The 14478-nt window shown below is 42.6% G+C and carries 10 protein-coding genes and 1 pseudogene; 2 read left to right on the forward strand and 9 right to left on the reverse strand.

Annotated elements, in window-relative coordinates; genetic code table 11:
• Positions 1–554: 554 nt before the first annotated feature.
• From C0966_RS06845 to C0966_RS06870, 7 genes and pseudogenes are all read right to left on the reverse strand, one after another.
• On the reverse strand, positions 555–2129 hold the full coding sequence (locus tag C0966_RS06845) for a SagB family peptide dehydrogenase (protein ID WP_274854496.1): 1575 nt from the start codon (positions 2127–2129) through the stop codon (positions 555–557).
• 22 nt (positions 2130–2151) lie between these two features.
• Positions 2152–4098 carry a TOMM precursor leader peptide-binding protein gene (locus C0966_RS06850; RefSeq protein WP_274854498.1) on the reverse strand — a complete coding sequence of 649 codons (1947 nt, stop codon included), beginning with the start codon at positions 4096–4098 and terminating at the stop codon, positions 2152–2154.
• Positions 4095–6059 (reverse strand): putative thiazole-containing bacteriocin maturation protein, encoded by a 1965-nt coding sequence (locus C0966_RS06855; RefSeq protein ID WP_274854500.1) that lies wholly within the window; start codon positions 6057–6059, stop codon positions 4095–4097. The genes C0966_RS06850 and C0966_RS06855 overlap by 4 nt, the downstream gene beginning before the upstream one ends.
• Before the next feature lie 145 nt (positions 6060–6204).
• Positions 6205–6396 (reverse strand): hypothetical protein, encoded by a 192-nt coding sequence (locus C0966_RS18555; protein ID WP_342456724.1) that lies wholly within the window; start codon positions 6394–6396, stop codon positions 6205–6207.
• Positions 6335–6523, reverse strand: a pseudogene (locus C0966_RS18560) (heterocycloanthracin/sonorensin family bacteriocin); the annotation flags it as partial. The pseudogene C0966_RS18560 and the gene C0966_RS18555, both read right to left, overlap by 62 nt.
• A gap of 390 nt (positions 6524–6913) precedes the next feature.
• Complete coding sequence (locus tag C0966_RS06865; RefSeq protein ID WP_274854502.1) at positions 6914–7828, reverse strand: nucleoside hydrolase; 915 nt, start codon at positions 7826–7828, stop codon at positions 6914–6916.
• A gap of 349 nt (positions 7829–8177) precedes the next feature.
• The gene (locus C0966_RS06870; protein ID WP_274854503.1) at positions 8178–8909 is read right to left on the reverse strand and encodes a DsbA family oxidoreductase; all 732 of its coding nucleotides are present in this window, start codon (positions 8907–8909) and stop codon (positions 8178–8180) included.
• Positions 8910–9113: 204 nt separating this feature from the next.
• On the opposite strand from C0966_RS06870, the gene C0966_RS06875 reads away from it, so the two are divergent.
• Positions 9114–9371, forward strand: coding sequence for a hypothetical protein (locus C0966_RS06875; protein ID WP_274854504.1), 258 nt, complete (start codon positions 9114–9116; stop codon positions 9369–9371).
• 118 nt (positions 9372–9489) lie between these two features.
• On the opposite strand, the gene C0966_RS06880 is transcribed toward C0966_RS06875, so the two are convergent.
• On the reverse strand, positions 9490–10905 hold the full coding sequence (locus C0966_RS06880) for an amino acid permease (protein WP_274854505.1): 1416 nt from the start codon (positions 10903–10905) through the stop codon (positions 9490–9492).
• A gap of 614 nt (positions 10906–11519) precedes the next feature.
• On the opposite strand from C0966_RS06880, the gene C0966_RS06885 reads away from it, so the two are divergent.
• Positions 11520–12872: an amino acid permease gene (locus tag C0966_RS06885; RefSeq protein ID WP_274854506.1), complete on the forward strand. Its 1353-nt coding sequence runs from the start codon at positions 11520–11522 to the stop codon at positions 12870–12872.
• A gap of 270 nt (positions 12873–13142) precedes the next feature.
• Here C0966_RS06885 and C0966_RS06890 read toward each other — a convergent pair whose 3' ends face one another.
• Positions 13143–14294, reverse strand: a complete 1152-nt coding sequence (locus C0966_RS06890; RefSeq protein ID WP_274854507.1) for a cation:proton antiporter — start codon at positions 14292–14294, stop codon at positions 13143–13145.
• Positions 14295–14478: the final 184 nt, after the last annotated feature.

Raw genomic sequence — 14478 nt, forward strand, 5'->3', positions numbered from 1 at the left:
GGGCATCAGGAAATCCGAGCAGAAAGCAGGAGGAACCCCTGGGTTCTGCAAAGGTTTTTGGCATATTAAGAATATAATGGGCAAATAAATTATCGCTAAATTTAAAGTCCAGTCAAAAAAATTTACATAGATTTTGCAACCAATATTACACCCTTAAAATATCTACAATCCTTAATCGCAAATATCAACAACATAAAAGCACACCACTTTAGTTATTGATACAACTAAAAGATAGTGTGCCTTCTTGAAGAAAACGTGTTTGTAGTCAACAACAATCTTTTCCCTAACCCTTATAGTCCTACAAACCCTGATATTTGAACGTATGGTGATCCGGACTTGGTTCGAACTGACTGAATTTGTTTCAAGTTTCATCAGTAATTCTAGCTGTTCATGATTAACCGTTTAAAAACTCATTGAATTTCCATCCTAAAATTAAAATAGCCTCAACTCCTTAAAAGGAATTGAGGCTTTATATTACTAAGGATGTACATTCTATAATACATGATTCTGGGGTTGTTTAATACAGGTTATAGCAAACTGTAAACTTATTGTACTTAACTATGCAACCCCCCCCTCAACCAAGGGCGAGGTCGAAAGTGACCGATCGGAATTTTGATTAGGCTCGTTTTTCCTTGTGGATCCATCTTGTAAATTTCATCACACAAGTTCGCATCAAATCCTAGGAGTGGGTGCCCACCCATATCGATGGCTGACGCCGCTAACAGTAATCGTTGCACAAGCATACCCGCTTCCATTTGCTGGATCCGGTATCCTCTGTATCCAAGTTCCGTTTTGAAGTAATCCTTGTCTCCTGCCACATGCAGGCAGAGCGGTACTTGAATCAAATTTACATTATCCATTGACATTCCGTATTGCAGCCGGAGTCGATGATCTCCGGGATGTACGTGCCGCAGCGCATGAGCAGTGCTATCATAATGATAAGCACCATCCGGAATGCCTTCAACATTATACAAACAGCCATATATTGAAACACGGGGCTCGTTTTTATGTGCTCCATCCAAGTCATTTCGATACGAGAAAGAAGCCGTCGCCTCCTGCAGCAGAGTGGCCAGTTGTCGTTGACTTACCTTTCCCAAAACAAAATCCATGTCCGGTGAATATCGCTTACGGCAGACCGACGCCAGATCATATGACAACCGCTCCACGTGAGGAAGAGCTACCGCTTCACCCTCACTATCCATACTCTCCTTTGCCTTTATCTGCGGAAACGATCGCGTTGATTCCAGCATAGACGCTTCATTCATCTTGGTTAACGACGGATACTCTTTGACCCTCTTTGACCGGACGTAGTGATTAGGCTGAACCGCTGGCAACTCTCGGCACAATTCGGCGGCAGTGGCAATCTCGTCTCTGTCACTCCCGTTAGAAAACCAGCTTGTAGGTTCCACCGATAGAGGGATTACCGAATATACGCTCTCCTCCTGTTCGGGTAGCCCAAGCAGATGGTTGATGGCCCGATCAAGAAATTGGAAGTACACCCCTGACGCGAATCCAAACCGTTTCGCCACTTCAAGCAACTGTCCAATCAATACACCGGCATCCAATCCTTGCAGACGATAGGCAAAGTTATTGTATTTAAAGAAATTTTTCCAAAACATTGTCGATACAAAAACAGTGCCAAAACAAGCGGACATGTCACAACGGTTGCCAAGAGCCCGGGCTATAAATGAATCAAAATTGCCTTCTCGCAACAATACCAAACGGTGGTGTGCCACATCATAATGGTACACACCAGAAGGCAAATCATCGATCTTCAGATACACGTACAATTCGTTTGGATACAGCGCTCCACCGGAAGGAGCAAACCGCCGATACGACTGCATTAGGTTTGCCGCTTGTTCGGTGGAATCCAAGGAAAAGACGGACTGGCAAAATTGAGTAAGGCCGAATACATACCAGAGAAAATGACCGATTCTGCGAAGGTCAGGCTTTGCGGGCGGATCCTGTCCTTCAAGTGTCAGCGGTACTTCCGGAGTCAATGGAACCACAGGCAAATCTCGGTAAAGCTTATACGCAAGCGGTGCATCTTCCCAATCCACTTCCCAGTCCGGCGGGCTTGCCTTTTCAATGTCAAAATGCAGATTGTGCAGAAATTCCTCTAGATTCATCCTCCTGCCTCCTAGTCGCCGCTTATGGAAACGGATGCGGATGTGGATTGAGTTGTTCCAGTGTCAGCGGTTGTTTTGCATACCCGAGTTCCATTGGTACCCGGAGCACCCTCTCGAGCCCTGTTATGCGGGTAAGGTGATGTCCGAATGTCATCGGCAGCATCCCCGGAATCAGCACTTTCACGCAATACAGTCCGTTCCGTCTGAGTTCTGGTGTCGTCTGGTCCACCACAATCACATCGAGGTTCAATCGACGAAACACCTGAAGAATGTCCTGCAGATCATCGGTCAAGTCTGCATGATTTGACTTCCACTTGAATTCCTCGTCAAACGTTCGCAGCGGACGATGATCATCCAACAAAAACTGCAGGCGCTCTTCGGCTTCCGGCAAACCGTACAGCATGCCATGGTCATCCATCGTCTGTACCAGGGAAGAATCTTGCAGCATTCGCACATACTCCTCCCGGTTCGACTCAAATTTCTCATCAAGCGTCTGCATCATGGCAGCCAACTCGTGAACCGCACTTTTCACCGCCCGTACCGGCTCCAAATGAGCTCCGGCCGCACAAATAATATTCAATCCTTTTTGCTTCCTGTTTTTCGCCAACGCCCAAATGCTTGGAATTCCGTGCTCCATCGTTGAGTTAAAGAAATACAAATCATATCCCGCCACCGCCCGCACACGGTCGATCATCAGCTGAAGCTCTTGGTCGTTGGCCGAATAAGGGTCAAGACGCGGAAGGGTCAGCTGCGCGTACCAAGTCATCAGGAACGAATCACGCTCCGCCACTTCCAAAATACCGTAGAAAATGGCCTCCTCCAAACTTCCGCCTAACGCGCATCCGTTGGAAGTTTCATAGACAAACCCCTGCTGTCCACAGCCCAAACTGTAATAGGCAAGCAACTCCGGAACCAAAATCGGACGCTTTTGCAAAAACGAATAGCCCCATACCCAATTGATTGGGCGATCAGGATCAAACGGTTTAAATGGAAAACCAGGCCTCGCATACTGTTCCTTTGCGTGCACGCCTACCTTGACAGGATTGAGCGCTTGATCTTCCAGATTGCGGTAACTATCATGCACCACTGTCCGTTTGCCACGGGGCTCCAGACCGCAGTACCGCTCCAACCCCTCTAAAATAGCAGTCAACTCACTAACCGCGTATGAATGAGTCCGGCCTGCTGCTCCCTCGTCTCCCGTGAACAAAGGCAGATTGACACTTACATCGGCAAATGGCGGCACGAGGTCATACATTTTTCCATTCAAAAAGCCAGTCCGTTGGTCCAGATAGTCTTTGACTAGAACTTTACTTAAGTCATCCATCGAACGGCAGCGGTAACTGTCGGTGCTGATCTTTGGACTTGGTTTCAGCGAAATTCGGGCCGCAGCCGGTGAATCGTCGGGTAATCCACTACAGACCGAACACAACGGGTCGGGAAGAAAGGAATGCCATGAACTCTTCATTGTTTTCATGTTGATTAAACATACCCGTCCTTCCGAATGAACCTGATCCCCTTGCAATACCCTCTGTACCTCTGCCCCGAGCAAGTGAGCCATCTGCAAAAGTCCCGTGCGCGATGCCCACGCGTCACTCGGCATTCCTCCGTGCGCTTCCAGTCTCTGTTGTATCTCCCACGACTCTTTACGATCGCGTCCTGCCATGAGATGTCGCAGGTCCGCACACTGGGAGCACCCCGGTGTACCCGGACGAACGAGCGGTCCGACTACGCCCTCGCCAAATGAAACGAAGCCTCGCAGCCAAGGAATGCCGGTTGGTCGCAACACCTCTTCCGCTTTTTTATGAACAGAGGGATTCCAGGCATCGTGCAATACCAGTGCCAAATCAGTCGTTTCCTGTATTCCTGCCTCGAAATCGATCTCACGAACTACCTGGTATTGGCTTGACAGTTCTCCGCACACGCGGTCCGCCAACAGCCCTTCACCTACAACCGCCACGACAGCACTCACCGGGATTCCTCCTCTCGCAACAACACTCCAAATACCCCTGCCAGTTTCTCTTTCAAAAATGGTTCCAGCGCTAGTTCGAAAACCAAGAGCCGCTTGCCGTTCCTTTCCAAGACCTGCATAGCGGACTGCAAAACCTCGGATTGGGTCGTCTCTTCACACGTAGGGATTACAAGGTTTTGCGGCACCTTTTCTTCCAGAAGCACGGACGAAACTTCCAACGCTTGCGCCGTGAAGTTAGCAGCTTGGTTTTGTGCCTTCATAAGCGCCTGTTGCAACGCTTTCCGCAGCGCCATTGTTATATTCAAACCTGCACTGCCATACCAGCCGTCACTCGTACCGACCCATACCACAGGGAAACCGGACACTTCCTCTCCTAAGCCGATCATCGGTGCTCCCTGCATCGTGGTCAGTGCCTGCAAATAAAACCGGCAACGTTCATCTTTTACCGCACCCAACTGCACCCGAACAACAACATTCTTCTGATTGATCTGTTGCTTTCTCAGCTCCTCTTCCAAACACCTTTGCAACCCGCGGCAAACACTTTCTGCAAACGTTTCCCCAGATCCAACCCCAACAAATTCCTGCGGTTCTACCATGCTACTCTCTACTTCCTGATGTGGAGGCAGAGTCTTAACGAGCAAACCGGCCATTCGTGACACATACGCTTCAATCCCGGCCAGACCCGCTTCCCTTCGTGCCTCCTCATGCGTCAGACCTGTACAGACAATGTCCGGCAACAGCTCAGCCGGTCCCTCCGACAACGGGTCGACTGCTTGAACGCGGCACTGAGCTAACGGCAGCTGCCTTAAATCTCCCTCCTCCCAAATATGGAAAATCCCTGATTCCTCTGATGTCAACTGGTTGAAGTAAAGGAGCAATTCACCCGGCTCACCTCTGCTAAAACCCTGTTCGAGCCGCATTTCGAAATCTTCAACCCATTTAGCTGATGTACGTCCGGTCACCAGTGGATGTGGCATGAACGAATGCCAGTTTCCTTCCAATGTATCAAGATCAAGCAGAAAGAATTGATTCTTCGGTTCCAGTTCGGTCACTCCTGAAACCTCTTTAAACAATTCAAACACAATCACATTGGCCAACATTGCTCCTGCAGTGGAAGAGAAGGCGGGTAATTGCTCGTCTTTGCATAGCACAGATTGATGCATGCGGCGCCACGCAGACTCCCAGCACCCATCAAAGTCCGGATGCACTAATGGACCCGCTAAACCCACTTGCTGCAGGAATATAGCGGGGAGAAACACCTTCTTCTCTTCCCTGCAAACCTTATGAAGAAGCCGCAGTTCCTCTACTGCGCCCTCCTGCGACACAAATAAAATCGAATCAAACGGTTCCACAATCTCCCGCCAAGAATTTACCCCCTCCTTTTTCAGTGTGACTTCCTCTACCGCCACCTCAGGGTCTGTTTTACGGGCATGTGCCACAAGTTCCATCAACCGCCGTCTATTGGTCTTTACCGTGTCCGTGATTAGCACTTGAAACTTGGGCAATCCGGATTCAAGCAACGAAGAAACCAACGAAACAAAAAAAGGACCGGAGCCGACTGCCAACACTTTGGACTGGCGATAGGCTTGAAAACGGTACGCCCCTGAATCAACAAAACTGTCCACAAATTCAATTTGAGTAGCATACTTTTTAAGAATCTGATTTGCCAATTGATGCGGACGGTCTTGGCTCACATCTCGAACAAACCCATTTCGATACAGTACTTCTGCAATTTCATACACCCTATCCCGGTATGGGCCAGGCAATCCGTCTGTCAAATTCCCCAACGTGTACTCCCCATTGAACATCGGTATCAGCTTTTCTATCCACTTATCGATCGTACTGCCTTCCATACGGAACGAACTTAAGTTGTTCCGAAAATACACACCGCTGTTTGGATCAGGGAGAAAAAACGTATCCCTTTTCACTTTCAGACGCATAGAAGGGTTCAAATTTGTCATTTCGCTCCTCCTTAGCCGTAGCTGTTCTTAAATCAGCATCATCACCACTTTAATCCTATGTACTGCTATTTGTCCCTTATGACTAATCTTATAGAGAAGAGCCCCTGCAACAACTCATGCAGAGGCAGTCTCTTCCCTTAGACAATCACGGTTTCGTTAGAAAACTAGAACTATTAACCGCCGCAACGTCCGCCGCCACAACGTCCGCCGCAATTAGAACAACGAGAGCAATTAAAGCAATTCGAGCAACGGAAACAATTAGAGCAACGGAAGCAGTTAAAGCAGCTAATAAAGCAACTAAAGCAACTAAAACAACGACCAAAACCACCAAATCCACCAAATCCACCGAATTGTCTATCCTGATCTACATAGTACAGGTTTTGGTCAAAGGGAACTGCCTCGTTCGCATAAAAATCACCAACATTTAACATTTGTAGTTCGTTTTGGAAACTATTCATTTTCATTACCTCCTAAAATAAGTTAACAAGGGCCGCCAGCAACATCAAAAGGGGAACAGAACGAGCATCATCACAAAAACAACTGTGTAATAGGTGGATCCATTACTATTTCAAATACTCTCCCCAACAAAATATGAACGAACATTGGGTATTGTTACTGTTTCAATTGCCCATATTATTGGGTCTTCGCAAAACCATTCAAAACGAAACAAGCTGTCCTTTTCCATAAAAAAAACCTACCGATGATTCGATAGGATCTGAACTCATTTATTTATCTTTCCTAACAAGCAGTGAACAGCACTCCACATGATCCGAATGAGGAAACTCTCTTCTCTGTGTTACTCTTTTAACATATCAACAACTGTTTGGATAGGTAAAAGAGCTTTTTAACATTCCTTATTTCAATTTTTTGATTGCCTTATAAATCATCTCAACCAGTCTTTCTCTGTCCACTTCAAACGCGACATTCGCATTTTTTTGCTTACCTGTTATGTTTTGTTTGTCTACGACGGTTTGCCCCCTCGTAAACTCACCTTTTGTTTCAATTTCAACGTTGCAAGGTACTAACGTAAATAACGTCGGATCGATAAGGTAGGCAACAGCACAAGGGTCATGAATGGCGTCAACGCGATCGTCTCTAAAATAGAAATCCAACATGCCCGCAACGATTTCACCTGTTTGATTGCCGATATGGCGAATTCGTTCAATTTCCTCTTTAAACATCGGAACTTGATGTGTGACGTCCAGCCCAAACATTGTAATCGGAATTCCCGATTTGAAAACAATCTGAGCGGCTTCCGGGTCTACATAAATATTGAATTCTGCTACAGGCGTACGATTTCCGCCAAAACAAGCCCCTCCCATGATCGACAGTTGTTCGATTTTGTTAATGACCTCTGGATAAGACTTTACTAAAAGAGCAACATTGGTGAGCGGTCCAATTGCGACAATGGTCACTTTTTGATCGGAAGTTAAAATCACATCCTTCATCGCTTCCAGTGCCGAACGATTGCTTACTGAACAGGAAGGTTGTCCCAACTCTATTTCCCCTAATCCTGAGTCGCCATGGGCTTCAGGAGCAACGACCAAATCTCTAAGTAAAGGCTTGTCCGCCCCTTTTGCGACTTCAATTTGTTCCTCGCCGATAAAACTCACTAACTTTAAAGCGTTACTTGTAATCTTCTCTATCGTTTGATTCCCTGCACAAGTTGTAATGAGTTTAACGTCCAGCTCCTCAGAAGCGACTGCAAGAAGAATTGCCAAAGCATCATCTATCCCTGGATCACAATCAATAATAATTGGTTTCGACATTCAAATTCCCCTTTACTTCTAGTTTTCTGGTACTCTCCCGAACAAGTAAAGCTTGTTCAAAATGTTCAATCCTCGTTTCAAGGTTAACGTAAAACTTTTTTAGAAAACGTTATTCTTAAATTATAAAATAATTTGATCTTTTATAAATATTTTATTTCATTCATTTTTCCTATAAATTCTGACTTCCTTTCGCATAAAGATTTAGAAGCGGACTGCTATAACATTCTATATACAAATAAAACAAAAAAGTGCCCCAAAAGTTATTCTTTCAGGACACTCTTCATCAAATGATTTAATCACGTTTTCCTTTGCCACGCTTGTCACTTTACACCCTAACTATACGCAGTTTCTACTCCTGTCTATTCGGAATCGCACAGTTGCCATCAACGCAGCTGGCATCTTCCGCTCCTTCTGCAGAAAGATCCTGGAATTTTGGGGCAGAGGATTCCTCTTGCCATACTTTATTAAGTGCATTCACAAACGTTTCTGCTGGCTGGGCACCTGAGATCGCATATTTTTGATTGATGACAAAATACGGTACCCCACGAATGCCATATTGCTGTGCGATTGCTTCGTCAATTCGTACGTCATTTGCATAAGCGGTCTTATCTTGAAGGACATTTAATGCCTCTTTTCGGTTTATTCCGGCTGATTCTGCGATATCAGCCAGTATTTCATGATCCCCTATATGCTTTGATTCTGTGAAGTACGCATAAAGCAGTTTTTCTGTGATTTCGACTTCTTTTCCATGGGTTTTCGCAAATTTGGCCAAGCGGTGGGCATCAAATGTATTTGTCGGCTTCATTGTATCGAAGTGGTAAGTCAATCCGACACTGGCTGCATGCTGTTTGATACCTTCATTCGATTGTTTTGCTTGTTCGACACTCATTCCATATTTCGATGCAAGTAATTCGTGAATATTTTTATCACTATCCTTTGGTGCATTCGGATCAAGCTCAAAGCTTTTATATTCAATCTCTACTTGATCTTTATATGGAAATTGAGCCAGCGCCTGTTCTAATCTGCGCTTCCCTATATAACAAAACGGACATACAAAATCAGACCAAACATCAATTTTCATTACAACACCTCATTTATTCGTCATTACCTACTATAGTAACACACCCGATGATGAAACCCATCGAAGAATGCTCAGTCGTTTCATTTGCAAAGTTAGGAAGATTTTCCACATTCGCCTTGTGTAATCAACTATTCATACATCAACGATTGGACATAACCTATTAATGTTAGGAAATTCACTTGTATATTGGAGGTGTATGTATAAATGTCTATTTCACGTTATTACCATATGTGTAATCGCGGCATTGGAAGAGCTGTACAAATTAGAACGCGTGACGGCCGTATTCATCGGGGAATTATTGAGCGTGTTTCTCCAAACAGAGTGTTTCTTCGTCCGTTTGGCAGACCACGGAACTACGGGGGCTATGGAATGCCTTGGGGCTGGGGCGTTGGCGCCGGGTTTGCTTTTGGAGTAGCCTTAGGTGCGATCGTCTCATTGGCTTTCATTCCATTTTTCTTTTAGAAAAATTTTTGAAAACCTAATAGAATTTAATGATAACCGGATTTTGTTCTTTAAAAAAACAGAGAAGCTGGCTCATAAGCAAAGGGTCAGACTTTTATGAGTCAGCCTCTAAAGCGTATTAGGCTGCTTTACTATTTTCACTTACTTTCGGTGTGTTTTTCATGATTAATGGATATAGCAGCAAACCAAAAATAAACAAACCAATCCCTAATAAAAAGGTTTTCATGTCACCGGTTCCTGTTTTAATAACCCATAAAGAATAAAGCAAAGCCAGAATCGTAATCACACCATCCAACTTTCTTGAACCCTTTATTTTGTCGTATGTTTCTCCTGTCATAACGATCTTTAATTGATAGATGGCAGATACAAGATATGGGATTAAATAGGCTAGTGTTGCAACGACGATCGCAAAATTATAGGCTTCTGCAATTGTTTTTGATACCGTTGAAAAAAGGAAAAGCTGAGTCATTATGTTTGTTAGTGTCAGGGAATTGACAGGGCTTCCTTTTTTGTTCGTCTTTCCAAAAAATGCCGGAAATAATTGCACCTTTGCTGCTTGGTATGGAACCTCTGAACTCACAACGATCCAACCAACTGTTGATCCGAAAAGTGAAATAAGAGCAATCAATGCCATAATCGCTGCACCGTTGCTTCCAATGACAGCCTCTAAGGCATCCACTAATGGTTTTTGTGATTCTCTAAGCTGATCTTGCGTTAATGCTCCCATCGTTAATAAAGTGATTCCAATATAAATAATTATGGAAATCATTAACCCGATGATGGTTGCTTTCCTGACATCGCTTTGAGATTTTGCACGGTTTGACAGCATGACAGCCGATTCGATGCCAATAAATGCCCAAAGGGTGGCAATCGCGGCTGCATTGATTTGATCGCCTAATAAAACTTGATTTCCTGCTGAATCGACAAATTCTTTTCCATTTCCGAGATTCGCTGCATCAAATATAAAAATTGTCAAAACAATAAATAAAGCAAATCCAAGTACTTTTGTGAACGTCGCAAGAAGATTCATTTTTCCTGCATGATGAAAGTTTTGCGTGAGAATCCATTGAATTCCCCATAGCATGATCGTGCAAACAAGGAACGTGATCGTTTTCCCTAACTCTAATTGAAATGAACCGATCGAAAACAATGTCTTCCCGCTCTGCATAATTGGAAAAAAGGTTGATAAATATCCGGCAAATGTGATAATCACTGAAGCAGTTGCTGCCCAATTGGCAGCCCAGTATCCCCAAGCCATACTATATCCGGCGATTTTTCCTGCTTTTGGAGAAGAAAACATTGCTTGAGCATAACTCTGAGGTCCTGCCTTTAAATCTTTTCTTCTTATGGCTAAATTCCCGAATACAAGAGCGATCATAAACACACCTAACCCGGTAACTCCCCATGCAAGTGTGGAACCAAGCGGGCTTGAGACTTGTGCTAAATTAGCCGGAAGCATAAATATTCCGCCGCCTACCATATTTCCTATGACAAATGTTGTCAGAATCAATAATCCCCACTTTTTGCTACTCATTTCAAGTTTCACCTTTCTTTAGTCGTTCATAATAATTTGTTTCAAAAAAATACATACATGGTTTAACAGAAATTCAAATGCTCCTGCCGGAAATTTTAAGGTTAAACAAAGGATTAATTATTATGACAATAATGATTAAAGGATAACAAACTCTCCTTCTTTCTTTTTCTAAATAATATTCTACAATAATACTTTAGTTTAGTAAATTGGTAAATTACTAAAGATTTATTTAAAATATTTCGATAAAAAATAGTTAAGAAAATTCAAACCTTCCTCAAAAATAGATTTGACAAACGCGAAAAAAATACTAGAATAAGTATTGTCACTTATTTGATATAAAGCTTTAAAGGGGTAAAGCAAAGCTTGTTTTCAAGAGATGATTATTTTTGTCAACGGGCAGATAAGTACAATAACACTTTGGCAGTGAATAGTTTTTTGTAGGAAAATGGAAAAATACTGACATAACATTGAATCGATAATCATCTTAGTAACAGTCTGGCGGTACCCGCGAATGTTATTCGTCCCTGCTGGATTCTCAGCAGGGATTTTTAAGTGCATTTTTCATAATTTTTTGTACAAAAGCTTTAATATTGTGAGAGAAAGGCAGGAGCATCATGGAAAAAAGTCATCAAGATTTAAAAAGAGGTTTATTGCCAAGGCACGTCCAGTTAATTGCTTTAGGAGGCATGATTGGAACGGGTATTTTTAAAGGAAGTTCAGATACGTTAAATATAGCGGGTCCGAGTGTCATTTTTGCCTATCTTTTAGGGGGGCTGCTATTATTTATCGTCATGGCCGCGTTGGCCGAGATGGCAATTGTTTATCCAAATATGAACGTTCAGCATCTGATCTATAAAGCTTTCGGGTTTCGCGTTTCCTTTATCGTCGGATGGCTTTATTGGATCAACTGGATTATTGTGACCATTGTCGAAATACTAGCGGCTGGAAGTTTCTTAAAATTTTGGTTTCCTTCCGCCCCGTTATGGCTTTTAAGTTTCCTATGCGCAGTTGTGATCGTGGGGATTAATTTGTTTCAAGTGAAATATTATGGTGAGCTTGAGTTTTGGTTTGCGGGAATTAAAATCATGGCATTAATCGCCTTTATTTTATTAGGATTTTTTATTTTATCAGGAATGATCCCGAGTTCCGTTCAGGATCCTTTGGCTAATTACACTGCAAACGGAGGATTTTTTCCTCATGGAATTGGAGGAATTTTGAGTGCTTTATTGGTCGTCATGTTTTCATATGGCGGAGCAGAATTGATTGGTGTAGCCGTTACCGAAACAAAAGATGCCAAACGTGTATTACCGAAAGTGATAAAAGGGGTCGTATGGAGAGTCATCCTTTTTTATATCCTTCCTATTCTTATTATTTGCGGCTTAATGCCTTGGAATAAAGTTTCAGGCGAAGATAGTCCATTCGTTCAAGTGCTCAGCATAACAGGACTTCCCGGAGCTGCTCACATTATGAACTTTGTCCTTTTAACAGCTGTATTATCAGCCGCAAACTCTGGTATGTATGCTACATCAAGAACATTATACGCCATGGCTCAAAGCGGTGATGCTCCGAAAAATTTATTAAAAGTTTCGAAGCAAGGAGTACCGATCAACGGCATTATGATTACCGGTATCTGCCTTATGGTTGGTGTCTATTTGGCCTATATGACTCCTGATCAAGTCATCAGTTATCTTATGTCAATACCGGGTTTTACAGTGATGTTAATATGGATGGGTATTTGTTTCGCTCAACTAAAGCTCCGTTCCCGTTATGAAGAGAAGCCATTTTTCCAGGTAAAATGGTTCCCATTCACAACGACATTTGCAATCGTTTCTTTATTGCTTATCTTCATCTCTTTTCTTTTCAATAAAGAAAATATTATCGGCACTACCGTTTGCCTTTCAATATTATTGATCCTGACAACACTCTCTTTCATTACTAGAAACCGAAAAGAAAAAACGATGATATAAATGATATATGAGGTTGGCGATTTATTCGGCAACCACTTTTTTTATTGGTAGGAAAGTATAAAATTTTGATATATGAGTCTTTATTTCGATTTATGGGCCTTCGTTTTGGAATATGAGCCTACATTTCGATTTATGAGCCGTCATTTTGATATATTAGCCTTTATTTCAATTTATGATCCGTCGATCACATTTATAATCTTCCGTTCTATTACATTAAAAAAGACCGGGTTTTCGGATACCCGGTTTTTCTTATAAGATCAAAATATACAACTACATGCCTCTAGATGCTGTTTGCATTTTCCGGTTAAAAATCCACTTCATCATCGGCGGAGTGACAATGGTTGTAACGAGGATCACGACAACAATTGCTGCAAACATATCTTGACTTAAAAGTTTAGTTTCTAGTCCGATTGAAGCAATAATTAATGCTACTTCACCACGAGAAACCATCGCTGCCCCTATCCCGAACGAGCTATTCCAAGAAAATCCAGCTATTTTTGCACCGATTGATGCACCGATTAACTTTGTTAGAACAGCTAATATACTTAGTAGAAAAATAAGCCCTAAATTTTCAGCAATACCGGCAAACTGAGCAGAAATCCCAATGGATGTGAAGAATACAGGAACAAAAATGGAATAACTAACGATTTGAATTTTTTCGAACACTTCATGTTTGTAATCTGTTAAACTAATCGCAACTCCTGCTATATAAGCTCCGATAATCGCGGCAACCCCTGTATATTCTGCCAAGTACGCATAAGCAAAACAGATAATTAAAGCTGACGAAATAACAGTTTCCGAAACTTTTATTGATGCAAACTTTTTCAAAAACCAAGGAACGACTTTCCATCCAATAAGGATGGCTCCCGCGAAAAATAACACCTTCTTTAATACAACCGTGCCTAAGTTAACGTCTTCGCCGGCAAAACTCATTAAAAACGCCAATGCAACAATAACGACTACATCATCAATAACGGCTGCCCCTAAAATGGCTGCCCCTTCACGAGACTTTAATAAATTCATCTCTTTAAGAGTTTGAACAGAGATACTTACACTGGTAGCTGAAAGCAATAACCCCAAAAACCAAGATTGTGTAGGTGTAAGATTCAGCATCATTCCTGAGAAAAATCCTAAAACAAGAGGAACAATAATCCCGGCAACACCAACAAAGGCGGAAGCTTTTCCGGTTCGTTTAAACTCATTAATATCTGTTTCTAATCCGGCTATAAACATAAGCAAGATGACGCCAATTTGACTAAACTGTACCAGAGTATCTGTATTCGTTACTAATCCTAATACAGATGGTCCCAGAATAATTCCAATCAGGAGTTTGCCAAGAACAGAAGGCTGCCCTAATCTTGCACTTACTCCCCCAGCAATTTTGGAAGCAATTAAAATAATTGCTAATTGTAGTATGAACATTTAAATACCACCTTTCCTAAAAAATACAAAAGAGCCTGTCATCAAGGACATAGCTATCCCTTGATGACAGGCTCCACCAATAAATCTCAGTATTTTGTTAGTTGATATATTATCATTTTTTGACATTTAAGACAACAGGTTTTATTTTTAAGCTTATATTTTGGTGCTATTTTGTTGCTATATT

The sequence above is a fragment of the Bacillus methanolicus genome (assembly GCF_028888695.1).
GTDB lineage: Bacteria > Bacillota > Bacilli > Bacillales > Cytobacillaceae > Bacillus_Z > Bacillus_Z methanolicus_B.

Coding starts and splice junctions, on each gene's coding strand:
- C0966_RS06845 (WP_274854496.1), bottom strand. CDS start 2,129: ATGAATCTAGAGGAATTTCTGCACAATCTGCATTTTGACATTGAAAAG.
- C0966_RS06855 (WP_274854500.1), bottom strand. CDS start 6,059: ATGACAAATTTGAACCCTTCTATGCGTCTGAAAGTGAAAAGGGATACG.
- C0966_RS06865 (WP_274854502.1), bottom strand. CDS start 7,828: ATGTCGAAACCAATTATTATTGATTGTGATCCAGGGATAGATGATGCT.
- C0966_RS06870 (WP_274854503.1), bottom strand. CDS start 8,909: ATGAAAATTGATGTTTGGTCTGATTTTGTATGTCCGTTTTGTTATATA.
- C0966_RS06875 (WP_274854504.1), top strand. CDS start 9,114: ATGTCTATTTCACGTTATTACCATATGTGTAATCGCGGCATTGGAAGA.
- C0966_RS06880 (WP_274854505.1), bottom strand. CDS start 10,905: ATGAGTAGCAAAAAGTGGGGATTATTGATTCTGACAACATTTGTCATA.
- C0966_RS06885 (WP_274854506.1), top strand. CDS start 11,520: ATGGAAAAAAGTCATCAAGATTTAAAAAGAGGTTTATTGCCAAGGCAC.
- C0966_RS06890 (WP_274854507.1), bottom strand. CDS start 14,294: ATGTTCATACTACAATTAGCAATTATTTTAATTGCTTCCAAAATTGCT.